This is a genomic window from Mesoflavibacter profundi (genome assembly GCF_014764305.1).
Taxonomy (GTDB): Bacteria; Bacteroidota; Bacteroidia; order Flavobacteriales; family Flavobacteriaceae; genus Mesoflavibacter; species Mesoflavibacter profundi.
The window spans coordinates 612,699-635,175 of record NZ_CP061703.1 but is presented as its reverse complement, the minus strand read 5'-3'; the positions used below and the strand labels follow the sequence as shown (position 1 = coordinate 635,175).

Annotated in this window: 23 protein-coding genes; 17 read left to right on the top strand and 6 right to left on the bottom strand. The window is 29.5% G+C overall.

Going from position 1 to position 22,477, the window contains the following annotated elements; translation table 11 throughout:
• Window positions 1-23: 23 nt before the first annotated feature.
• The gene (locus IFB02_RS03020; RefSeq protein WP_106686988.1) at window positions 24-1,106 is read left to right on the top strand and encodes a bifunctional 3-deoxy-7-phosphoheptulonate synthase/chorismate mutase type II; all 1,083 of its coding nucleotides are present in this window, start codon (window positions 24-26) and stop codon (window positions 1,104-1,106) included.
• 60 nt (window positions 1,107-1,166) lie between these two features.
• Here IFB02_RS03020 and IFB02_RS03015 read toward each other — a convergent pair whose 3' ends face one another.
• A complete protein-coding gene (locus IFB02_RS03015) occupies window positions 1,167-1,637 on the bottom strand; it encodes a hypothetical protein (protein WP_106686989.1) in 471 nt (156 codons plus the stop codon).
• A 160-nt stretch (window positions 1,638-1,797) separates the two neighbouring features.
• Here IFB02_RS03015 and IFB02_RS03010 point away from each other — a divergent pair, with 160 nt between their 5' ends.
• From IFB02_RS03010 to rlmN, 10 genes are all read left to right on the top strand, one after another.
• Window positions 1,798-2,427, top strand: a complete 630-nt coding sequence (locus IFB02_RS03010; RefSeq protein WP_106686990.1) for a carboxypeptidase-like regulatory domain-containing protein — start codon at window positions 1,798-1,800, stop codon at window positions 2,425-2,427.
• A gap of 46 nt (window positions 2,428-2,473) precedes the next feature.
• Window positions 2,474-3,424, top strand: coding sequence for a ribosome small subunit-dependent GTPase A (gene rsgA / locus IFB02_RS03005; protein WP_106686991.1), 951 nt, complete (start codon window positions 2,474-2,476; stop codon window positions 3,422-3,424).
• Window positions 3,424-3,876, top strand: coding sequence for a D-aminoacyl-tRNA deacylase (gene dtd / locus IFB02_RS03000; protein ID WP_106686992.1), 453 nt, complete (start codon window positions 3,424-3,426; stop codon window positions 3,874-3,876). Before rsgA ends, dtd begins: the two co-directional genes overlap by 1 nt.
• 2 nt (window positions 3,877-3,878) lie before the next feature.
• A complete protein-coding gene (locus tag IFB02_RS02995; protein WP_146131239.1) occupies window positions 3,879-4,064 on the top strand; it encodes a hypothetical protein in 186 nt (61 codons plus the stop codon).
• A gap of 51 nt (window positions 4,065-4,115) precedes the next feature.
• The gene (locus IFB02_RS02990) at window positions 4,116-6,017 is read left to right on the top strand and encodes a DUF3857 domain-containing protein (protein ID WP_106686993.1); all 1,902 of its coding nucleotides are present in this window, start codon (window positions 4,116-4,118) and stop codon (window positions 6,015-6,017) included.
• A gap of 4 nt (window positions 6,018-6,021) precedes the next feature.
• Window positions 6,022-7,989, top strand: coding sequence for a transglutaminase domain-containing protein (locus tag IFB02_RS02985; RefSeq protein ID WP_106686994.1), 1,968 nt, complete (start codon window positions 6,022-6,024; stop codon window positions 7,987-7,989).
• Window positions 7,990-8,129: 140 nt separating this feature from the next.
• A complete protein-coding gene (locus IFB02_RS02980) occupies window positions 8,130-8,456 on the top strand; it encodes a nucleotide pyrophosphohydrolase (RefSeq protein WP_106686995.1) in 327 nt (108 codons plus the stop codon).
• A gap of 48 nt (window positions 8,457-8,504) precedes the next feature.
• Window positions 8,505-9,728, top strand: a complete 1,224-nt coding sequence (gene aroA / locus IFB02_RS02975; RefSeq protein WP_106686996.1) for a 3-phosphoshikimate 1-carboxyvinyltransferase — start codon at window positions 8,505-8,507, stop codon at window positions 9,726-9,728.
• 104 nt (window positions 9,729-9,832) lie between these two features.
• Window positions 9,833-10,882, top strand: a complete 1,050-nt coding sequence (queA, locus tag IFB02_RS02970; protein ID WP_106686997.1) for a tRNA preQ1(34) S-adenosylmethionine ribosyltransferase-isomerase QueA — start codon at window positions 9,833-9,835, stop codon at window positions 10,880-10,882.
• A gap of 236 nt (window positions 10,883-11,118) precedes the next feature.
• Entirely contained in the window at window positions 11,119-12,162 is a 1,044-nt protein-coding gene (rlmN, locus tag IFB02_RS02965) for a 23S rRNA (adenine(2503)-C(2))-methyltransferase RlmN (protein WP_106686998.1), read from the top strand.
• A gap of 42 nt (window positions 12,163-12,204) precedes the next feature.
• Here rlmN and IFB02_RS02960 read toward each other — a convergent pair whose 3' ends face one another.
• A complete protein-coding gene (locus IFB02_RS02960) occupies window positions 12,205-13,023 on the bottom strand; it encodes a T9SS type A sorting domain-containing protein (protein ID WP_106686999.1) in 819 nt (272 codons plus the stop codon).
• Between the two features lie 160 nt (window positions 13,024-13,183).
• Here IFB02_RS02960 and IFB02_RS02955 point away from each other — a divergent pair, with 160 nt between their 5' ends.
• The 6 genes from IFB02_RS02955 (at window position 13,184) to IFB02_RS02930 (ending at window position 19,396) form a co-directional block, all read left to right on the top strand.
• Entirely contained in the window at window positions 13,184-13,327 is a 144-nt protein-coding gene (locus tag IFB02_RS02955; protein WP_158256258.1) for a hypothetical protein, read from the top strand.
• A complete protein-coding gene (locus IFB02_RS02950) occupies window positions 13,314-15,911 on the top strand; it encodes an alkaline phosphatase family protein (protein WP_191073031.1) in 2,598 nt (865 codons plus the stop codon). The genes IFB02_RS02955 and IFB02_RS02950 overlap by 14 nt, the downstream gene beginning before the upstream one ends.
• A 73-nt stretch (window positions 15,912-15,984) precedes the next feature.
• Window positions 15,985-16,962 (top strand): polyprenyl synthetase family protein, encoded by a 978-nt coding sequence (locus IFB02_RS02945; protein ID WP_106687001.1) that lies wholly within the window; start codon window positions 15,985-15,987, stop codon window positions 16,960-16,962.
• Window positions 16,963-17,040: 78 nt separating this feature from the next.
• On the top strand, window positions 17,041-17,601 hold the full coding sequence (locus IFB02_RS02940; protein ID WP_106687002.1) for an RNA polymerase sigma factor: 561 nt from the start codon (window positions 17,041-17,043) through the stop codon (window positions 17,599-17,601).
• A complete protein-coding gene (locus tag IFB02_RS02935) occupies window positions 17,588-18,301 on the top strand; it encodes a hypothetical protein (RefSeq protein WP_106687003.1) in 714 nt (237 codons plus the stop codon). The genes IFB02_RS02940 and IFB02_RS02935 overlap by 14 nt, the downstream gene beginning before the upstream one ends.
• A 27-nt stretch (window positions 18,302-18,328) precedes the next feature.
• Entirely contained in the window at window positions 18,329-19,396 is a 1,068-nt protein-coding gene (locus IFB02_RS02930; RefSeq protein WP_106687004.1) for a coiled-coil domain-containing protein, read from the top strand.
• 58 nt (window positions 19,397-19,454) lie between these two features.
• Here the strand turns inward: IFB02_RS02930 and IFB02_RS02925 are convergent, their stop codons facing one another.
• From IFB02_RS02925 to IFB02_RS02910, 4 genes are read right to left on the bottom strand one after another with little or no spacing between them, the layout of a single operon-like run.
• Window positions 19,455-20,138 carry a CPBP family intramembrane glutamic endopeptidase gene (locus tag IFB02_RS02925; protein WP_191073030.1) on the bottom strand — a complete coding sequence of 228 codons (684 nt, stop codon included), beginning with the start codon at window positions 20,136-20,138 and terminating at the stop codon, window positions 19,455-19,457.
• A gap of 18 nt (window positions 20,139-20,156) precedes the next feature.
• Window positions 20,157-21,020 carry a hypothetical protein gene (locus IFB02_RS02920; RefSeq protein ID WP_106687006.1) on the bottom strand — a complete coding sequence of 288 codons (864 nt, stop codon included), beginning with the start codon at window positions 21,018-21,020 and terminating at the stop codon, window positions 20,157-20,159.
• 32 nt (window positions 21,021-21,052) lie between these two features.
• On the bottom strand, window positions 21,053-21,871 hold the full coding sequence (locus IFB02_RS02915; RefSeq protein WP_106687007.1) for an alpha/beta hydrolase: 819 nt from the start codon (window positions 21,869-21,871) through the stop codon (window positions 21,053-21,055).
• A 14-nt stretch (window positions 21,872-21,885) separates the two neighbouring features.
• Window positions 21,886-22,443 carry a hypothetical protein gene (locus tag IFB02_RS02910; protein ID WP_106687008.1) on the bottom strand — a complete coding sequence of 186 codons (558 nt, stop codon included), beginning with the start codon at window positions 22,441-22,443 and terminating at the stop codon, window positions 21,886-21,888.
• Window positions 22,444-22,477: the final 34 nt, after the last annotated feature.

The following is a 22,477-nucleotide window of genomic DNA, read 5'->3' as shown; positions in this document are numbered from 1 at the left end:
GTAGGTTAAATTCAGAAAAAGAAATGGAAAACAAGAAAGAATTAAGAACATGGTTGGACGATTTACAATTAGATCATCCTTTAGTAATTGCAGGACCATGTAGCGCAGAAACCGAAGAACAAGTTTTAAAAATTGCTCACGATCTAAAAGATACAGACGTAAGCTATTACAGAGCAGGAATCTGGAAACCACGTACAAGACCAGGTAATTTTGAAGGTGTTGGTGCATTAGGTTTAAAATGGTTACAAAAAGTAAAGGAAGAAACAGGATTAAAAACAGCTACCGAAGTTGCCAATCGTGCACACGTAGAATTAGCGCTAGAGCATGATATAGATTTATTATGGATAGGAGCAAGATCTACAGTTAGTCCATTTATCGTGCAAGAAATTGCAGATGCTTTAAAAGGAACAGATAAAGTGGTGTTAGTTAAAAACCCTGTAAATCCAGACTTACCGTTATGGTTAGGCGCGATAGAGCGTTTAGCGAGTGCAGATATTAAAAAGTTAGGCGTAATACATAGAGGATTTTCAACGTATGAAAAAACAAAATACAGAAACAATCCAGAATGGCAATTAGCTATCGAGCTACAAACTAAGTTTCCGGATTTACCGTTAATTAACGATCCGTCGCATATCACTGGAAAACGCGATATGATTTTTGACGTATCACAAACCGCATTAGATTTAAACTTTGATGGATTAATGATAGAAACTCATTTTGATCCAGATAACGCGTGGAGTGATGCTGCACAGCAAGTTACGCCAAGCAGTTTAGTGCAAATTATGAAAGATTTACGCATTAGAAAAGAAACTGATCCTGAAGCAGAATATAATAGCGAGTTAGCTAATTTAAGAGCTAAAATAGATGTAGTAGATAATCAAATTATCGAGCTTTTAGGAAAGCGTATGCAAGTTGCAGATGGAATTGGCCAACTAAAAAAGCAAAAAAACGTAGCAGTTTTACAAAGTAAGCGTTGGAATGAGATTTTAGGAAAAATGGTGTTAGAAGGCGAGCAAAAAGGATTAAGCGAAGAGTTTATTTTAAAGCTATTTAAAGCTATTCATCAAGAATCTATAAATCATCAAGAAAAGATTATAAAATCTTAAAAAACTAAAAAGCCTTTTTCAGTAGTTGAAAAAGGCTTTTTTTATGATGTTGTTTTTATATTATTTTACACGTTTAAATGTATATCTAGTAATAAAAATACCTTTTCCGTCACCTTTTCCACCTTCACTTTCTACACCAGTATTTACAAAAGCTAATTCCCAACCTTCACTAATCATTGTGTTGATTTTTGAAGTCATTACAGCATCGTTAGCTGCAATATTTTGAAATCTAATTCCTCCTAAATTATAGAAGTTTAAAAGCTTAGTTTCTTCGTAATTTTTAACTCTAATTTCATCTCTTTTAGACTTGTTTTTTTCATCAGAATCTTTATCGTCACTTCTTAACGTAGTAAATTCTTGGTAGTCTTTGTCTTCTGTAGCCATAATCATTCTAGAACGACCAAACCCATTTGGTACGATAGATTCTACAGCAGTAACAACTTTGTATTCTACTTGAGCAGGTTTGTTAATAAATGAGATTGAGGTGAAAGCAATTGCTATAATTGCAATTAAGAATAAAGATTTTTTCATAATAGTATTAAATTGATTGTTTGTTCATTTGCGAATATACATTAATTTATAATTTTTAATCAATTTATTTCCCTCAATCAAAATGGTCTTTCCCTCAATTAAGGTTTTATAAATTTTAAGTTAGTACTAAGTTTGGTTGTCTAATTAAAATCTAAGAATTATGAAACTAAAATTACTCTTAAGTCTATTGCTTTTATCTTCAATAATAATAAAAGCACAAACAATAAAAGGAATTATTACAGATGGTGAAAACAAACTTGAAGATGCTAATATTATTGTTAAAAGCACAAAAAAAGGAACAACATCTGATGCTAATGGTGAATTTAAAATTGAAGCAATAAAAAATGATACACTTTCAATTTCATATTTAGGTTACAGTACTAAAAATATTGTAATCACTGATAAAAATTATGTTGAAGTAATATTAAAAGTTGATAATACTTTGGATGAAGTTGTTTTAATTGGTTATCAATCTACAACTTATAGATGTTGTTACAGTTGCTTTGTAAAAGTTACTAAAATTACAGAAAACAATAAAGCTATAGTCAAGTCTAAGCTTTTTCCAAATCCTTCATCTACAGGTGTTTTTAGTTTACAACTATTAAAGAATTATAATCAAGTTGAAGTACAGGTAACCAACTTATCAGGACAAATCTTGCAACAACTTCAATATAAGAATGTTTTACAACCGTTAAATTTAGATCTATCAAATTTTAATTCAGGGATATATTTAATAAATATCTTAGCAGATGGAGAAAAGTTGCCTGTTAAAAAAGCTATTAAGCCGTAATGTATTTTGCTATAAAAATTGTTATTTTGTGACTTAATTATCATGAATGACAGGACGCGTTTATAAATCTACAGGAAGTTGGTACACCGTAAAGACCGAATTAGGTCAAACATACGAGTGTAGAATAAAAGGTAAATTTCGATTAAAAGGAATAAAGAGTACTAATCCTATTGCTGTTGGTGATTTTGTGGATTTTGAGTTAGATACAAAAAGTGATAATGAAACTGGTGTGATCAACAAGATTCATGATCGAGACAATTATATAGTTAGAAAATCGGTTAACTTATCTAAGCAAACTCACATCATAGCTTCTAATGTAGATCAAGTATTTTTGTTGGTTACCATTGATAATCCACCAACATTTACAAGCTTTATAGATCGTTTTTTAGTAACTGCAGAAGCTTATGACATTAAAGCAATTTTATTATTTAATAAAATAGATGCTTATAATCAAGATACAATAAACGAGGTAAGATATTTAGCACATGTTTACAGACAGATTGGTTACGAGTGTATTGGTATTTCAGCAAAAACAGGAAAAAATATTGATAAGGTTAAAAGTTTAATGACAGGAAAAGTAAGCATGTTTACCGGTCATTCTGGTGTTGGTAAATCTACTTTGGTTAATACAATAGAGCCTAGTTTGGATTTAAAAACCAAAGAAATTTCTTCGCAACATATGCAAGGACAACATACCACAACTTTTGCCGAAATGTTTGACCTAAGTTTTGATGCGAAAATAATTGATACACCAGGTATTAAAGGCTTTGGAGTTGTAGATATGGAAAAGGAAGAAGTTGGTGATTATTTTCCTGAATTTTTCGCTTTAAAGCACAACTGTAAATTTAATAATTGTTTACATGTTGAAGAACCTAAATGCGCAGTAAAATTGGCTTTAGAAAACGACGAAATTGCTGCTTCACGATACAGAAGTTACCTTCAAATATTAGAAGGAGAAGAAGAGCATTACAGAACGGATAATTGGGATAAAGAATAATGAAAGTTGTTTTACAACGTGTAAAAGAAGCAAGTGTAACGATTAACAACCAAGTTGTTGCGCAAATAGATCAAGGACTATTAATTTTAGTTGGAATTGTAGAAGAAGATACACAAGAAGATATAAATTGGTTAGTCAATAAAGCACTTAATTGTCGCATTTTTTCAGATGAAAACGACGTGATGAATAAGTCTGTAAAAGATTGTAATGGTGATGTAATAGTGGTAAGCCAATTTACATTGCATGCAAGTACTAAAAAAGGGAATAGACCAAGTTATATAAAAGCTGCAAAACCAGATGTTGCAATTCCTCTTTACGAGAGTTTTGTAAAAACTTGTGAAGCAGATTTGCAAAAACCAATTCAAACAGGACAATTTGGAGCAGATATGAAAGTCGCTTTAGTAAACGATGGACCAGTTACAATTATCATAGACTCGAAAAACAAAGAATAAAAATGAAACTAAAAATTAGAACTTTTATCATAGCATTTATTTTTAATGCTATAATGTTTTCTTTAATACATTACTTGGTAGATAATAGTCATTCCTTAAGTCAATTAATTAAAATGGGCTTGTTTTTTGGATTATCAATGGGCTTATTTTATACATTTTTAATGCCATTAATAACTAATAAGAAGTAAGTTTTTTCGGATAAATTTTAATTTATATATTGCTACCCAAACTAATCAATAATGATACAACCAATTAAGTTAGTTAGTATTTTATTACTAATTATACCTTCTACTTTATTTTCTCAAAACAAATATTTGTCTCATAATATAGATCAAAATCTATTAGATAATGCAAATGCAGTAGTCAGAGAAAATACAATAAATATATCCATTGAGGCTATAGATAAAATTGTATATTCAGAAAAAAGAATTGTTACAATTTTAAACGAAGAAGGCCAGAGTAAAGCCAAAGCAGTTGCTTATTACGACGAGTCTAGTAGTATAAAAAATATAGAAGCTTACATATTTGATGCAAATGGAAAACAAATAAAAAAAGTTAAGAAAAGAGATTTTCAAGATGTTAGCGTAGCAGACGGTGTTTCTATTTTTAATGATAATAGAGCGATGTATTTGGATTATACGCCTAACAGTTATCCTTACACTGTTGCATTTTATTTAGAACAAATTCATACAAACACTGCTTTTATACATAATTGGTATCCATTAGAAGGTTATTATGTAAGTACAGAATTATCTACCTATAAATTATCAAATAACACAGATTTACAAATCGGGATAAAAGAAACTAATTTAGAAGATTTCCCGATTAAGAAACAAGAAAATTTTAAATACGAAGCATCTAATTTACCTGCAATAAAAAAAGAAGCGCATAGTCCTAATTTTTCTAGATTAGTGCCTTCTGTTAAACCAACATTAAGGCAATTTAGTATGTTAGGTGTAGAAGGTCTTAATACCAACTGGAAAGATTTTGGTAAATGGATGAATGATAAGTTATTGGAAGATACGCAATATTTATCTCAAGATGTTATAGATCATGTTAAAGACTTAACCAAAGACGCAAAAACTTCTATTGAAAAAGCTAAAATTATATACAATTTTATGCAAAATAAAACTAGGTATATAAGTGTGCAAGTAGGAATTGGCGGCTGGAAACCTATGCTAGCAGAAGATGTTGATCGTTTAGGTTATGGTGACTGTAAAGGATTATCAAATTATACAAAAGCATTATTAAAAGCAGTTGGTGTAGAATCTTATTACACTGTAGTATTTGGTGGAGCAGATTTAAAAAACATTGATAAAGATTTTTCTTCTTTGCAAGGTAATCATGCGATTTTATCTATACCAAATAATGATGATTACATAACCTTAGAATGTACTAGTCAAACCAATCCGTTTGGGTATATAGCAAATTTTACTGATGATAGAGATGTTTTAATATTAACTCCAGAAGGTGGTAAAATAATACATACAAAGCAGTATTTTCCAGAACAAAATAAGCAAGAGACCAAAGCAAAAGTACATTTAGATATAAATGGTGGTATCTCTGGTGATGTAACAATAACATCTACAGGAACACAATACAGTAAGTACGAATCTATAGAAGTTAAAACAGAAAAAGAAAAGCAATTATATTATAAATCTTACTTTGATAATATTAAAAATTTAACAATTGAAAGTCTTTCTATAAACAATAATAAGGATAGCATTGTTTTTACAGAAAAATTAAATTTAAAGGCAACTAAATACACTACCAAAGCAGGAAATATTATACTTTTTAAACCAAACCTGTTTAATGTAATGGGTTACGTGCCACCAAAATATAAGACAAGAAATCATCCTTTTGAAATTGATAGAGGATTTTTAGATGAAGATTCTTATACGATAACAATTCCTGAAACTATAGCAGTAGAAGCGTTATACGAAAACATTACAATAACTAATAAATTTGGAGAGTACAATCTTTCCATTAAGCAAGTTAATCCAACAACACTAGTGTTTAAAAGAAAACTATTAGTAAATAAAGGACAGTATAGTAAGGAAGAATACGAAAACTACAGAACTTTTAGAAAGAAAGTAGCAAAATACGATAATTCAAAAATAGCTTTAAAAATTAATCAATAATTAAATGAAAAAAATTACAACATTATTTATCCTATTATTCTCAATAATAGCAAGCGCTCAAGATTTTAGATTTGGTAAAGTATCTAAGGAAGAAATATTAGAAAAAGAACATAATTTAGAATCAGATGTAGATGCAGCAATACTATATAAAGAAGAAAAGATAAATTTTGAATATTCAAATGCAGATGGATTTACTCAAAATAGAAGAGTATTTGAAAGAATCAAAATTTATACTAAAGAAGGTTATAGTTACGCAAACCATTCAGTTAAGACTTATAATAAAAATTCATCTTCAAGAGAAAAAGTATCTAATTTAAAAGGATATACCTATAATTTGGATTCGAAGGGAAATATTCAAAAAACTAAACTTAAAAACGAAAGTATTTTTAAAGACGAGTTAAATAAATATTGGGCAAAAACATCGTTTACAATGCCTGATGTAAAAGAGTATAGCGTTATAGAATATGAATATATAATTAAAACACCATTTATGAGCATAGATGATATTTATTTACAGAATGATATACCTGTAAATAAATTAAATATATTCATTGCTACACCAGAATATTTTAATTACAATAAGGTGGTTAATTTAAAGTCAAAAGTTCAACCAAGTATTACAGAGGATAAAAGAGTAAGAAGAGAATTAATTGGACAAAATCAAATAACTTTTGATGAGAACATTCTTAAAATAGAAATGGATAATATATCAAGTCTTGAAGACGAACCATTTATAGATAATATAGATAATTACCGTGGTAAAATAGCATTAGAGTATGCTTATTACAGAGCACCTAACGGTAAAGTCACTAATTACTCTACAAACTGGACAGAAGTTACAAAAAACATATACGAAAGCGAAAATTTTGGAGATCAGCTAAAAAAAGATAACTTTTATCAAGAAGATTTATCAAGAATTACACAAGGGATAAGTGAACAAAATCAAATTATAGATGCAGTATTTAACCATGTAAAGGAAAAAATAAAATGGAATGATTTTATAGGGTACTCTACAGATAAAGGAATTAAATCAGCCTATCAAAATGGAGTAGGAAATGTTGCAGAAATTAACTTAACACTTGTAGCAATGCTTAGATCTTTAGGCATAAAAGCAAATCCAGTATTAATTAGCACTAGAGATAACGGCGTTCCACTATTTCCTACAAGAAATGGTTTTAATTATGTGATTTGTGCTGTAGAAGATTCGGATAAACTAATATTTTTAGATGCAACTCAAAAAAATGCAAAGCCTAATATTTTGCCTTTTAACGCAATAAATTGGTTAGGTAGAATAATAAGAGAAGATAACTCATCAGATTGGGTAGAGTTATCACCTAAATTTATTTCTAAAACAATAACTTCTGTAAATTATAATTTTGAAGACGATTTAAATCTTTTAGGAATGCTAAGAGAACGCGTTACAGATTATAATGCTTTTAGTTACCGAAATAAAAATGGAGATAAACCTCAAGAAGATATTATTCAGAAGGTAGAATCTGATAATCCTGGATTAACAGTTCTAGAGTATACACAAAAAAGTTTAAATGAAAATAATAAACCAGTTACGTATAGTTACGAATTTAATTATGATGGAGCAGTAGAACAAATTGGAGATAAAGTTTATGTGTCACCATTAACTTTTTTAATTGATGAAGAAAATCCATTTACACAAGAAAACAGAAGTTATCCAATAGATTTTTTAGTGCCATTTTCAGATAAATATATTGTAACATTTAATTTGCCAGATGGATATATAGCAGAATCTTTACCAGAAAGTGCATCAGTAAAATTTAATAATAATGGAGCAGGATTCACATATATAATCAAGCAACAAGGCAATAAAATAAACCTAATGATAGATTTTAATATTAATCAAACACTAATATTGCCACAAGATTATCCAGATTTTAAACAATTTTATCAATTTGTAAAAGATAAAGAAGCAGAGAAAATTGTGTTAGTAAAATCCTAACTAAAATCAAAACCTTCAAAATTTTAAATTGAAGGTTTTTTTATTAGGTTAAAACACATAAAACAGTCTTGCTACACACAAATTCTATGAAAGTATAGCTATATTTGAATTTTATCATAATTAGAGAAAATAAAAATTGTATGAATCTTAAAAACGCACAAAAGGACGTAGATAACTGGATAAAAAACCATGGTGTAAGATATTTTAACGAGCTTACAAATATGGCGCAATTAACAGAAGAAGTTGGAGAAGTAGCACGAATTATAGCAAGGCGTTACGGAGAACAAAGCGAAAAAGAAAGCGATAAAAATAAAGATTTAGGAGAAGAGTTGGCAGATGTAATGTTTGTCGTTTTATGTTTAGCAAACCAAACAGGAGTAGATTTGCAAGATGCTTTTGATAAAAAACTAGACTTAAAGACAAAACGTGATCATGATAGACATCATAACAACGAAAAACTTAAGTAAAAACTTAAATCCAAGGTTTTAAATCGTAACTATTAAAACGAAATTAAAATGAATTTGCATCTCCATAAATCTACCATTACAAATCATAAGCACGTACAAATTACAGGATCTAAAAGCGAATCTAATAGACTGTTATTACTACAAGCATTATATCCGGAAATACAAATAGAGAACATATCGCAATCAGACGATAGTCAAGTAATGCAGCAAGCATTACAATCTAATCATAAAATTGTAGATATACATCATGCAGGAACAGCAATGCGCTTTTTAACAGCTTACTTTGCTACCAAACAAGATAGAGAAACAAAACTTACTGGATCCAGTAGGATGAAAGAACGTCCTATAGGAATACTAGTAGAAGCCTTAAAGCAATTAGGAGCAAAAATCGAATATAAAGAAAACGATGGTTATCCACCATTGTTAATCACAGGACAACAGCTAACGCAAAATAAAGTGACGTTAAAAGCAAATGTAAGTAGTCAATATATATCTGCATTGTTATTAATAGCACCAAAATTAGAAAATGGATTACAGCTTACTTTAGAAGGAACAATTACATCTATTCCATATATTAACATGACGTTAGACTTGTTGGCTCAAATAGGAGTAGAAACGTCTTTTAAGGATCAAGTAATTACTGTAAAACCATTACCAGAATTAAAAGAAAAAAAACACTTAGTAGTAGAGTCCGATTGGTCTTCAGCTTCATATTATTATAGTCTTATAGCGCTTTCAGAAATAGGTACAAGTGTAACAATTTCATCTTATAAAAAGGAAAGCTTGCAAGGTGATTCCGTATTAGCAAAGATTTATAAAACTTTTGGAGTTTCTACTGAATTCAATAAAAATTCGGTAACAATTTCAAAAACATCTAAAGCAACAGCAATAACAAATTTAGATTTACAAAAAGCACCAGATATAGCACAAACCATTGCAGTCACAGCATTTGGTTTAGGGTTACCTTGTCATTTAACAGGTTTACATACTTTAAAAATAAAGGAAACAGACCGATTAGTAGCATTAAAAACCGAAATAGAAAAACTTGGTGGCAGTGTAACTATTACTAATGATAGCCTAACTTTAGAAGCTTCAACTTCAATTTTAAAAGACGTACAAATAGAAACATACAATGATCACAGAATGGCTATGGCGTTTGCACCATTGGCTTTAAAAACAGATCTTATAATTAAAGATTATATGGTTGTATCAAAATCTTATCCAACATTTTGGGAAGATTTAAAACGTTTAGGTATTAATTATACGCTGTAAACTATTGTTATTACTACAATAAAAATAATAATTGCTCATTTACTTGACAACGCCTAGTTTCAGATTGTATATTTGCAACTTTGTAAATAAAATAAAGTAATTACATGAAATTATCACACTTTAACTTTGACTTGCCAGAAGAACTTTTAGCAGAATATCCAGCAGAAAATAGAGATGAGTCTCGTTTAATGGTATTGCACAGAGATACTCAAAAAATCGAACACAGAATGTTTAAAGACTTAATCGATTATTTTGACGAAAAAGATGTGATGATACTTAATAATACAAAAGTATTTCCTGCAAGATTATTTGGTAACAAAGAAAAAACAGGCGCACGTATTGAAGTATTCTTATTAAGAGAATTAAACGAAGAACAACGTCTTTGGGATGTATTAGTAGATCCAGCACGTAAAATACGTATAGGTAACAAATTATACTTTGGTGAAGACGAGTCTTTAGTAGCAGAAGTAATAGATAACACAACTTCACGTGGTCGTACATTACGCTTCTTATATGATGGATCGTATCAAGAATTTCGTCAAAAATTAAAAGACTTAGGCGAAACACCATTACCAAAATATATAAAAAGAGAAGTAGAGCCAGAAGACGAAGATCGTTATCAAACCATCTATGCAAAAAACGAAGGTGCAGTAGCAGCTCCAACAGCAGGATTACACTTCTCTAAACACCTTTTAAAGCGTTTAGAAATAAAAGGAGTAGACTTTGCAGAAGTAACATTGCACGTAGGATTAGGTACATTTAATCCAGTAGAAGTAGAAGATCTTTCTAAGCATAAAATGGATAGTGAAGAGTTAATCATTGGTCCAGAAGCAGTAAATATTATCAATAACGCAAAAGCAGAAAAACGTCGTGTTTGTGCAGTAGGTACAACAGCGATGAGAGCAATAGAAAGCTCGGTATCTTCAAGCGGAACATTAAATGAAATTGAAGGTTGGACCAACAAATTTATTTTCCCTCCATACGATTTTAGTATTGCTAATTCAATGATTACAAACTTCCATACACCAAAATCAACATTATTAATGATGATTTCTGCATTTGCAGGACACGATTTTGTAAAGCATGCATACGAAGAAGCTGTAAAAGAAAAATACAAGTTTTACAGTTATGGTGACGCCATGTTAATTCTATAAAAGAATAATAAATTTAATTTAACCTCTTTTTATGTAAATAAGAAGAGGTTTTTTTATGGCATTACCCTAAAGGGTCGCGTTTTCGGCAGTCGCTTTTTTGTGTTGCATATACGCAACAACACAAAAAGAGCTTCAACAAAGCCTTAACCGCTAATGCGCCAGCCAAAGACTATTACATTAAATAAATCAATCACTAACACAAAGGATAAATCATAATTTGTAGCTTTGCAAAATCTATGGAAATAAAGAAAAAAGACATACGCGCATTAACCAAAGATCAATTAAGAGACTTTTTTGTAGCTCAAGGTGATAAAGCCTTTAGAGGTAATCAAGTATATGAATGGTTATGGAGTAAAGGTGCGCATACTTTTGAAGATATGACCAATATCTCAAAACCAACGCGTCAAATGCTTGAAGACAACTTTGTAATTAACCACATTCAAGTAGATACCTTACAGCGTAGTAGTGATGGTACAGTAAAAAACGCTGTAAAATTACATGATGGATTAGTTGTAGAGTCGGTTTTAATACCAACTAGCACAAGAACTACAGCATGTGTATCAAGTCAAGTAGGTTGTAGTTTAGATTGTAAATTTTGTGCAACAGCACGATTAAAACGCATGCGAAATCTTAATCCAGACGAGATTTATGATCAAGTCGTAGCTATAGATAGAGAAAGTAGATTGTATTACGATAGACCATTAAGTAACATTGTATTTATGGGTATGGGAGAACCATTAATGAATTACAATAATGTGCTTAAAGCTATAGATAAAATTACATCACCAGAAGGATTAGGTATGTCACCAAAACGCATTGTAGTGTCAACTTCAGGTGTACCTAAGATGATAAAGAAAATGGCAGACGATGAGGTTAAATTTAAATTAGCAGTGTCATTACATTCAGCAATAGACGAGGTAAGAACATCTATAATGCCATTTAATGCGACGTTTCCGTTATCAGATTTAAGAGAAGCATTAGAATATTGGTATGCTAAAACAAAAAACAGAATAACTTACGAATATGTTGTATGGAAAGGCATAAACGATAAACGTAAAGATGTAGATGCATTAGTTAAGTTTTGCAAATTTGCACCAAGTAAAGTTAACTTGATAGAGTATAATCCAATCGATGATGGCGAGTTTCAGCAAGCTAATGCAGAAGCAATAGATATGTATCAAAATGTTTTGGAAGCTAATAATATTACAGTTACTGTAAGACGTAGTAGAGGTAAAGATATTGATGCTGCTTGTGGCCAATTGGCAAATAAGAGTAAATAAAAAAAAGCGATTTCAATTTTTATAACTGAAATCGCTTTTTTTTTAAAGTATAACTTTCTTTCTGATTACAGAGTTGTTTATTGTATTTTTTAATTCAATTATATATAATCCAGAAGATACATTTTTTGCTTCAATAACGGAAGTATGGTCATTAACAGATCCTTCTAATACTTTTTTTCCCGAAATCGAGTATAACTTATATTCTATAACTTCGTTTGGCAAATTATATAATCCAATACTTTTATTAAGCGCAACGATTTTAATTTCTTTTTCGTTAGCAAATTCATCTACACTAAGTGGTAAATCACCAGCATTTATTGCAGTGTTAGGTGTCGATTCATATGCATAATCTTTAAGAGTATAGCTATCACCAGATGCTGTAACATCTAATCTAGCCCAACCATAATGCGTCTGTCCAGCTATTTGAAAACGTAAACCTAAATATTTGTCAGTCACACCACACCAATTACTACCTCCAATACCATTATAGCAGCTTACGTAGTTCAATGTTCCAACATTACTTCCGCCATACCAAGCAGTTTGTCCAGCACTAATAGGATCTCCAGCATTTAAAGCAAAAGGGTAAATATAGCTAGGTTGTGATCCTACAAATGAATTTCCAGTTGTAGAATTGTAAGCCACAATTGCTACAGCAGGAGCAGCGTCATCAATGATAACAAAATCAAAATTTGTGTCATTGTCTAAATCTAAACCAATATTACTGTCATTACCAACAAAGTCAGGATCAATATCTGTATATATAATTTGACCATTAGCTTCTGCTACACCAGCAATTGCTATAGATAATGCACCGTACTTTGCTATTTTTTTAGATAAATTTTTGCGAGTAGTTTTTTTCATCGGTTTGTTTTTTAAAGATTAATGCCATATAAATATATAAATTATATTTTTATTGAATGATTTTTTATAAGTATAATGTGTTAACTTTTAATAAATTAGTGTTGTTTTTATAGTTTGTTACTGATTTGGATAATTTTAAAATGAAAATTTATATACTCATATGAATAAAAAGGATAGGCATTTTATAATAAATAAAGAAGGTTCTTTAGGTTTGTTAGCTTTGGGAGATATAGGGCTTAGATCATGGAGAAAGGTGAAACAAAATGATAAGATAAAAAAGAACTTGTTAGATGAGGAAGAATAAAGTGCTATTAATTGGATGGGATGCAGCAGATTGGAAAATTATAGGCCCATTGTTAGCAAAGGGGCAAATGCCAGCTTTAAAAAAGATTATTGATAATGGTGTTTACGGTAATATGAGCACTATGAATCCTCCTTATTCTCCTATGTTATGGTCTTCAGTAGCTACTGGCAAAACACCAGATAAACATGGTGTTTTGGGCTTTATAGAAGTAACGTCTAATTTAAATGGAATAAGACCGGTAACTGTAAACTCAAGAAAATCAAGAGCTTTATGGAATATTTTTCATAATCAAGGATTAAAAAGTAATGTAGTAGGTTGGTGGCCAAGTTTTCCAGCAGAACCAATAAATGGTAATATTGTTTCGGATGTTTTTCAAAAAGTAAAAAAAGATCCAAAAGCCAAAAATCCTATACGAAAAGGAACAGTTTATCCAGAATCTTTACTTAGAGAAATTAATGATTTAAGAATGTTCCCTTTTGAAATCACTAAAGAGCACATATTACCTTTTATTCCTCTAGCAGAACATATTGATCAAGACAAAGATAAAGGATTGCAGACCTTTGCTAAAATTATGGCAGAGAATGTTTCTGTGCATGCAGCAGCAACAAATTTATTAAGAACAACTGAATGGGATTTTACAGCGATATATTATGATTTAATAGATCATTTTTGTCATGCATTTATGAAGTATCATCCACCTAAACAAAATTTTATAGCAGAAGATGCTTTTCAAATATATAAAGATACCATAAATGGAGCTTATCGATTTCAAGATATGATGCTAGAAAGGACATTAGATTTGATTGATAATCAGACTACTGTTATAGTGATGTCAGATCATGGATTTGAATCTGGTTACAAAAGGATAACAAAAATGCCTAAATATCCAGCAGCACCAGCTTTAGAACATAGGCAATTTGGGATTTTTGCGGCATATGGACCAAATATTAAAAAAAACGAAAAAATTTTCGGGTTAGGTTTAATCGATGTGGCACCTACAATACTTAATATCTTTAATCTTCCAATAGGTAAAGATATGGATGGTAAACCTGCATTGGATATTTTCATTAAACCTAATAATCCAAAATATATAGATAGTTGGGATACTTTAAACGGTGATTTTGGAGAACATAAAAATAATGAATCTGAAGAAGATATTCTTTCCGATGCAGAAACAATGAAACAATTAATAGAGTTGGGTTATATAGATAAGCCTGATCAAAAAATTGAAAATGCTGTATTAAAGACCAGTTGTGATCTAAAACATAATTTGGCTAGAGTATATCTAGGGATTAAAAACTACAATAAAGCAAAACGAATTTTGTTAGAATTAATTAATGAAGAATACCCAATATATACTAGCAAAGATGTTGAAAAATTTGAAAAAGGTGCTCCTAATCCAATGGGTATAAAAAAAGGAGATTCTGTAATAGATTTGATACCTTTTTACATGGATTTATTATCAATAAGTTTTGCTGAAAAAGATTTTGAAAAAGCAGAGTTTTATTTAAATGAATTAAAAGTTAGAGATAAAAAATTTGAAATAAATACCTGTTTTGCAGAATCAAAGATATTATTAAACAAAGGTAAAATTAATGAAGCTTTAAAGCTATTAGAAGCAGCAAAAAACAAAAAACCAAATTCTGAATTATGGTATCAGATAGGGAAAATTTACAGACGATTAAGCAATTTTAATGAAGCTAAAATAGCATTTGAAAAAGCACTGTCATTTGAAGTTGATCGGGCTAAATTCCATCAAGCATTAGCTGAAACTTTAATCCGTTTAGAAGATTTTGAAGAAGCTGCAGAGCATGCTTTTTCTGCAATAGAATTAGTTAAATATTATCCAGAAGCTCATTACACTTTAGGTGAAGCTTTAGAAAAACTTGGAGACTTAGATAATGCTAAATTAGCTTATCAAACAGCATCAAGTTTAAAGCCTAAAACATACCATAAGGCAGAAATAGCTCTACAAAATATAGAAGAAAAGCAAACAGAAAAAAAAGATAAAGCTTTATTTAAATATAGAGAAAATCAAATAGTAGTAGTATCCGGTCTGCCTAGGTCAGGCACATCTTTAATGATGCAAATGCTAAATAATGGCGGTTTAAATGTATTGACAGATAAAAATAGAAAGCCAGACCAATCAAACCCAAAAGGATATTTTGAATTTGATCCAGCAATGTCACTACATAAAGACAATTTGTGGTTAGAAAAAGCTCAAAATAAATGTGTTAAGATTGTAGCGCCTCTATTAAAGTTTTTAGATCCCAAATACAGGTATAAAGTTATTTTTATGAATAGAGATTTAAATGAAGTTGTTAAATCGCAACAAATTATGCTAGGTAAAAACCCAGAAAATCTTCCAGTTCATCTTTTTCAAGCTTATCAAAAACATTTAAATCAAGTAGAAGTTTGGAAAGAAAAAGAGCCAAATGTTGAGTTGATTTATTTAGACTATAAAGATGTTATAAATCTTCCAGAGAAATCAATTAAAAAGGTAGTTGATTTTGTAGGGTTAGATTTAGATCAAGAAAAAATGATTGGTAGTATAGATAAGTCTTTATACAGAAATAAAAGTTAGTATTTCAAAATAAGTTCAAAGTATCTTACTTTATTCGTATTTTTGAAGCTTATAAACTAAGCTGTCATTTTTTTTGAAAATAACCGAACAAATAAAACAACCTATAGCGTTTGAAATGGATCTTTTCGAACAAAAATTTAGGTTGTCTATGTCTTCCAGAGTTGCGCTTTTAAACAGAATTACATATTACATTGTTAACCGTAAGGGTAAACAAATGCGACCAATGTTTGTGTTTTTGGTAGCAAAAATGGTAGCTAACGGTCAAGTAAGTGAACGTACCTATCGTGGCGCATCTGTTATAGAACTTATTCATACAGCAACATTAGTACACGATGATGTTGTAGACGATAGTAACAAACGTCGCGGATTTTTCTCTATAAACGCACTGTGGAAAAACAAAATAGCGGTTTTAATTGGTGACTTTTTATTATCTAAAGGGTTATTATTATCTATTGATAATAACGACTTTGACTTGCTTAAAATCATTTCGGTTGCAGTAAGAGAGATGAGTGAAGGTGAATTACTTCAAATAGAAAAAGCTAGAAAATTAGATATTACAGAAGATGTTTATTATGAAATCATTCGTCAGAAAACAGCAACATTAATTGCAGCTTGTTGTAGTTTAGGAGCAGCTTCTGTAAAACCAAATTCTGTAGAAGTAGAAACAATGCATAAATTTGGCGAATTGATAGGAATGGCTTTTCAAATAAAGGACGATTTATTTGATTACGGTTCTAAAAGCATAGGTAAGCCAATAGGTATAGATATAAAGGAGCAAAAAATGACATTACCGCTTATCTATGTATTAAATAATTGTTCTAAAAAAGATAAAAACTGGTTAATCAATTCAGTTAAAAACCATAACAAGGATAAAAAGCGAGTTAATCAAGTAATAGAGTTTGTAAAAGAAAACGGCGGATTAGAATACGCAGTTTCTAAAATGAAATCTTTCCAAAAAGACGCCTTAAATATTCTTGAAACTTTCCCTGAGTCAGACTACAAAGCCTCTTTAAAACTAATGGTAAACTATGTGATAGAAAGAAAAAAATAATTTTTTTTCATCCTTAGGCAACCTTTTTTAAAAAACTAGCGTCTTTATAGATATAAAGTCCAAACTAAACATGTAGTTATGAAGGTCGTAACACTATTTAATAACGAAGCCAAGCTTATAAAAAAAGCTGCTGCACAAAACAGAAAAGCACAACATACGCTTTTTGAGATGCATGCGCCTAAAATGTTAAGTGTATGTCGTTATTATATTAAAGATCTTCAAAAGGCAGAAGAAGTCATGCTAAACGGATTTTTAAAAGTGTTCACACATCTTAACCAATTTAAATCCTTAGGTAGTTTTGAAGGCTGGATAAGACGTATTATGGTAAGAGAATGCATAAGTTTTTTAAGGCAAGAAAAACAAATCTATTTTACAGAAGAGACTCATCCTTTTACCGAAATAGAAGATAGTACAACACAACAATACGATGTGGCGCACTTACAACATATGATAGACCAATTACCTTCAGGTTATAAAATGGTTTTTATTATGTATGCAATAGAAGGTTATAAACACTCTGAAATTGCTAAAGAATTAAACATTACTGAAGGTACATCTAAATCGCAATTATTTAAAGCTAGACAACTTTTACAGCAGCAAATAAATGCATTAAATAAGACAGAATATGGCTCCAAATAAATTTGAAAAACAAACAAAAGACGTGTTAGAACGTCGTACAATAATCCCAAGTGAAACTGCTTGGAATAAACTTAATAAGCAGTTAGATACAGAAGATAAAAAAAGAAAACAATCCTTTTGGTGGCTTGGTATTGCAGCAACACTTTTAGGTGTGTTATTAGCAGTTACAATCTTGTATAAAAAGACTGAAACACAAAAGCCTATTATAGTAAATCAAAAAATAAATAATCAAGAAAACACTAAGCCAACTTTAAAAACCAATAGCGTTAAAGATGTTATCCTTACAAAGCAAGAAGACGTAATTGCAACAATAAAAGAAGAAAACAAACCATCTAAAATAGATGTTGTACCAAACAAAAAATCTAGTTTAAATGATACAACAAAACCTTATTTAGCACATAAAGAACAAGTAAGTAAAGAACTTCTACAACCAGTAATAAAAGAGTTTAATACAGAAATTGCTGTAACATCACCAGTGACAAATCAAAATGAAGTGACAGAAGCTGATAAGTTACTGGAACAAGCCTTAAACCAATTTAAAGTAGAAAAATATCACACTGTAACTAATCAAATTAATGCTGAAGACTTATTAGAAGAAGTAGAAATGGCTTCAGAAAAATCTTTAAAACATAGACTGTTTCACGTTGTAAAATCAGGCTACGAAACCGTTAAAAGTACAGTTGTAAGTAACGACAAGTAAAATTTCATCAAAAAAAAACGAATAATTATGCAAAACATTATTAAACATTTAGCTTTATTAATTTCCATTTTTGTAGTTAGTCAAATACAGGCTCAAGACACGATTAAATTAGAAAAAACAGATGTATCTAAAATGATTTTAGATTACAAAGAACGAATAAAAAATGACGAACTTGAAAGTTTAAAAGACGAAGTAAATCTTATTAACGATCGTTTAGAAAATCAAGAAATTACTTTTGATGAAGCTGAGAAATTAAAAAAGGAAGCTGCAGAAAAACACGCGAAAAACATAGAAAATAGATATACGATTTTAGAGAACAAAATTGAATTATTAGAACGAAATGACGAGTTGCCTAATCCAGACCAAAAATCTACAGTATTTTCTATTTATTTAGGAGAAGGACAAAAAGAAATTGTTGAGGTAAAAGCAAAAAAAACACCTCCAAAATATGATATTAGAACATCAAACCAGCTATTATTTGCAATGGGATTTAATAACGCATTAATAGAAGGACAATCCTTGGATGATTCTCCATACAAGCTTGGTGGATCTGGATTTGTAGAATTAGGTTGGTTATGGAATACTAGAGTTTTTAAATCGTCTAATTTTTTAAGATTAAAATATGGTTTCTCTTTTCAGTGGAATAAATTTGATATAAAAGACAATCTGTACTTTCAAAAAGAAGCAAACCAAACTACTTTACAGGAGTTTCCTTATCAATTAAAGAAAGCTAAATTTAGAACTACAAATTTTGTTATTCCAGCATTTATAGAAGTTGGTCCTTATCTTAAAAAAGATTATAAAAATAGAGTACGTTATTTTACAGACGATCACTTTAAAATAGGAATTGGTGGTTATGCAGGTGTTAATTTGTCTGCTATGCAAAAGCTAGTTTACGAAGATGATAATGGCGATCGTGTAAAAGATAAAATTAAAACAGGCTATAATGCTAATAGATTTGTTTATGGTTTAGCAGCTTATGTTGGAGTTGGTGATTATAGTTTGTATGCTAAATACGATTTATCGCCTGTATTTAAAGATGCCACTTTTGACCAAAATAATATTTCTTTAGGATTAAGAATAGATTTGGATTAGTCTTTTATAAAACTTAGAATTTTAAAAAATCAGCCTTTATAATTAGGCTGATTTTTTTTTAATATCCTATTAGCTTGTCATTAATAAAAGTGTAATAATCTAACTTATCATAATACGCTAAGGTTAAAAAAATAACATCAATTATTCCGTGTGTTATTATGGATGTCCATAAATTGTAATTTGATTTAACGTAGATAATAGCAAATAAAACACCAAAGATAAATGTGATAATTAAACCAGTAGAGCCTTGATAAAAATGCGGTAAACTAAATAGTAACGCCGAAATTATTGTGATAATTTCGGTTTTATATTTCAATTTATTTAATACGATGTTTAATTGCCTAAATACAAAGCCTCTAAATAAAATTTCTTCTCCAATTGCAGCGCTAATTATGACATACATTACATATTTAATGTAAAGTGAATAATTGTTTTTAAGCACTTCAAAACTACTATAATCTACAGGTTTATTAACTAATTTATTAATACCAGGTTGTATTATAAAATCTATTAAAACTATAGTAATTATGGTGTATACAATAGCTGTTTTTAAAGTATTTAAAATAGAAGTATTGGGATTTAAACCAATTTGTTTTAAAGACTTATCTTCTATATACGTGTAAATTAGAATAGAAATAATTATAATAATAAATGTAAAAGGAAAACTGCTCCAAGGATTAAAAACAAATCCATAAATGCAACTTAAAACAATTAATGCTATTACCTTTTGCTTAGGTTTCATAATATTCATTGCTTGTAATTAGTCGTAATATTCAATTTGAAAAGCTGTTGTGTTGCTTCCTGTATCTTGACTAACATTTATTGGGTAATCGCTAGCATTGTAAGTGTATGTGTAATTGGTAGTTGTGTTTTCTGAATGTGCTACAGATGAAATGTTTTTAGTTGAATATGGAAAATCATATCCGCTAAAACCAGCATAACTAACACCGTTGGATTGATAGAAAAATTCAATAAAACGCTCTAAGTAAATCGAATTTAATTGATTGAAAAAAGGATTGTAATTATCGTCATAACCTATATAAATTTCAGATTGAAGACTATTAGAGTTATCGTATTTTTTTATTGAAGAAATGTTTTGGTTAGAATAGTATTCAAACACAGTAAACGAATCAGATTCGATTAATTTTGTGACTAGATTATTATCATTTAATTCTAAAGTAATAAAAGCATTAGAATCACCTTCAATTGTACCTGTTACATTTACGATGTTGCCATTATATGATAAATTAACATCTTCATAATTAGCCGTATATCCTGTAAGTAATCCGCTAGGCGAATAGGTAAAAGTATACGTGTCTGAATATGTAGACGGACCACTTTCTTGATAATTTATTTGAGTAATCAAATCGGATGCATTGTAGAGAATTTCTGTTGTATAATTTAAATTACCATCAATTCCTGTTATCGTAGTCAGGTAATTTTCGGTATTATAAGTATAATCCAATTTGTTAGTTTGACTAATAATTTCAGATTTTACTAATACGTTTTGTGAAGGATTTTGTGTTTGATTATCTATTATTATGCTATCTAAATCAGATTCTGTAGTACAGGAAACTATGATTAAGCAAAAGATAAAGCTAATAGTTGTTTTTATTGTTTTCATTTTTATTAGTTTAAATATGATTATAGAATGTTTTATTTAAAAATTACGCTAAAAGCATTGTAAACAGCAATGTGTAAAGCGTCACCATGTGTTTTGTCTTCTAAAAAGTTAAAATGTAGGTTTGTATTGTTACTGCTTAAATTTTCAAGCTTTTTGTGTAGTTGTTTTGCTGTTCTTTCCATTACTTCGCCTTCTTTTCCAACAGCAATGTAAACATGTTTACAATTGTTTAAAGTGGATAGATTATAAGTAAGTAAGTTTTCGTTATCCCACCATAAGCTTGGACTTACTATAATGTAGTTTGTAAATAAATCTGTTTTTTTAAAAAGTATTTCAGTAGCTAATAATCCGCCAAGCGATTGTCCAATTATTGTATTTGTACTATTAGTTCTGTAGTTATTATTTATGAATGGTTTAAGTTCTTTTTCAATAAAATTTATAAATTGATGACTGTGACCAGACGTAGGAAATTCTTTTTGATCTAAATTATTTTTAGAAGGATAGGTGAAGTCTCTTTTACGATCAACGTTACTAATTCCAACTACAATACTTTCTGGAACTAAATTAATCCAGGAAAAAGAACCAAATTGAACCAAGCCAACAATGTGTATAAAATCTTCGTCTTTAGAACCATCAAGTAAGTAAATAACAGGATATGTTTTTAAACTATCTTGTTTGTAACTGTTAGGTATATAAATATTTAATTCTCTGTTTTCATCTAGTAATTTAGAATGTATTGTTACAGTTTTACCAATAGTAAAATCTTTAGTATGTATTGTATTTGGTATGTTTTGACTATAACTAACTAAGCTAAAAAGTATAGTTAAAAGTAATGCACAGCAATTTTTCATGATTAGATATTTGTTTAAATATTTCTTTTAGAAAGATAGTGTTTAAAAACTTCTAAAATACATAAAAATGTTAAGGCTATAAGTATTCCTTGAATACATATTAAGCCAATTGGTAGTACTAAATATTCTAAAATATAATTGTTATTAGTAATTAAATTGTCCCGATGAAAACTAGTGAGTATAATAACAAAATGCTCAAAGAAAAAACCTAATTTTAAACTAAAAGCAACTAATATTACATACCAGAATTTACTTGATAATTTTCTAATAAATAAGGTTAAAGGCGCTATAATTGTAGTACTAAGCATTAACCAATAAGCAAACGCATAAGGACCAGTACTGCGATTGTATATGGCATATCTTTTAGGTTGATCCAATAATCCAATACCAAAAATAATACTATTAATAATAGTAAATACGATTAAGAAATTACAAGTGATTTTTAATGCTTTTTTTGTTTGAAATCTATTTGGATAAAAACCTTCTATCACTAAAAATGTAATAATAATAGGGACTAGACATGTTATAATGTTAACATCTATAATTTTAATGCATTTAGAAAGAATATCCATATAAAATAATGCTATTTAAGTGATAATACTCAGG

Excerpts from the sequence above, each read along its gene's own strand:
- IFB02_RS02955 (WP_158256258.1), top strand. The coding sequence starts at position 13,184 with ATGAATAAAAAGGATAGGCATTTTATAATAAATAAAGAAGGTTCTTTA.
- IFB02_RS02920 (WP_106687006.1), bottom strand. The coding sequence starts at position 21,020 with ATGAAAACAATAAAAACAACTATTAGCTTTATCTTTTGCTTAATCATA.
- IFB02_RS02950 (WP_191073031.1), top strand. The coding sequence starts at position 13,314 with ATGAGGAAGAATAAAGTGCTATTAATTGGATGGGATGCAGCAGATTGG.
- IFB02_RS03010 (WP_106686990.1), top strand. The coding sequence starts at position 1,798 with ATGAAACTAAAATTACTCTTAAGTCTATTGCTTTTATCTTCAATAATA.
- aroA (WP_106686996.1), top strand. The coding sequence starts at position 8,505 with ATGAATTTGCATCTCCATAAATCTACCATTACAAATCATAAGCACGTA.
- IFB02_RS02935 (WP_106687003.1), top strand. The coding sequence starts at position 17,588 with ATGGCTCCAAATAAATTTGAAAAACAAACAAAAGACGTGTTAGAACGT.
- IFB02_RS02960 (WP_106686999.1), bottom strand. The coding sequence starts at position 13,023 with ATGAAAAAAACTACTCGCAAAAATTTATCTAAAAAAATAGCAAAGTAC.
- IFB02_RS02995 (WP_146131239.1), top strand. The coding sequence starts at position 3,879 with ATGAAACTAAAAATTAGAACTTTTATCATAGCATTTATTTTTAATGCT.
- IFB02_RS02915 (WP_106687007.1), bottom strand. The coding sequence starts at position 21,871 with ATGAAAAATTGCTGTGCATTACTTTTAACTATACTTTTTAGCTTAGTT.
- IFB02_RS02980 (WP_106686995.1), top strand. The coding sequence starts at position 8,130 with ATGAATCTTAAAAACGCACAAAAGGACGTAGATAACTGGATAAAAAAC.
- IFB02_RS03020 (WP_106686988.1), top strand. The coding sequence starts at position 24 with ATGGAAAACAAGAAAGAATTAAGAACATGGTTGGACGATTTACAATTA.
- IFB02_RS03015 (WP_106686989.1), bottom strand. The coding sequence starts at position 1,637 with ATGAAAAAATCTTTATTCTTAATTGCAATTATAGCAATTGCTTTCACC.
- IFB02_RS02940 (WP_106687002.1), top strand. The coding sequence starts at position 17,041 with ATGAAGGTCGTAACACTATTTAATAACGAAGCCAAGCTTATAAAAAAA.
- IFB02_RS02910 (WP_106687008.1), bottom strand. The coding sequence starts at position 22,443 with ATGGATATTCTTTCTAAATGCATTAAAATTATAGATGTTAACATTATA.
- queA (WP_106686997.1), top strand. The coding sequence starts at position 9,833 with ATGAAATTATCACACTTTAACTTTGACTTGCCAGAAGAACTTTTAGCA.
- IFB02_RS02930 (WP_106687004.1), top strand. The coding sequence starts at position 18,329 with ATGCAAAACATTATTAAACATTTAGCTTTATTAATTTCCATTTTTGTA.
- rlmN (WP_106686998.1), top strand. The coding sequence starts at position 11,119 with ATGGAAATAAAGAAAAAAGACATACGCGCATTAACCAAAGATCAATTA.
- rsgA (WP_106686991.1), top strand. The coding sequence starts at position 2,474 with ATGACAGGACGCGTTTATAAATCTACAGGAAGTTGGTACACCGTAAAG.
- IFB02_RS02985 (WP_106686994.1), top strand. The coding sequence starts at position 6,022 with ATGAAAAAAATTACAACATTATTTATCCTATTATTCTCAATAATAGCA.
- IFB02_RS02925 (WP_191073030.1), bottom strand. The coding sequence starts at position 20,138 with ATGAAACCTAAGCAAAAGGTAATAGCATTAATTGTTTTAAGTTGCATT.
- dtd (WP_106686992.1), top strand. The coding sequence starts at position 3,424 with ATGAAAGTTGTTTTACAACGTGTAAAAGAAGCAAGTGTAACGATTAAC.
- IFB02_RS02990 (WP_106686993.1), top strand. The coding sequence starts at position 4,116 with ATGATACAACCAATTAAGTTAGTTAGTATTTTATTACTAATTATACCT.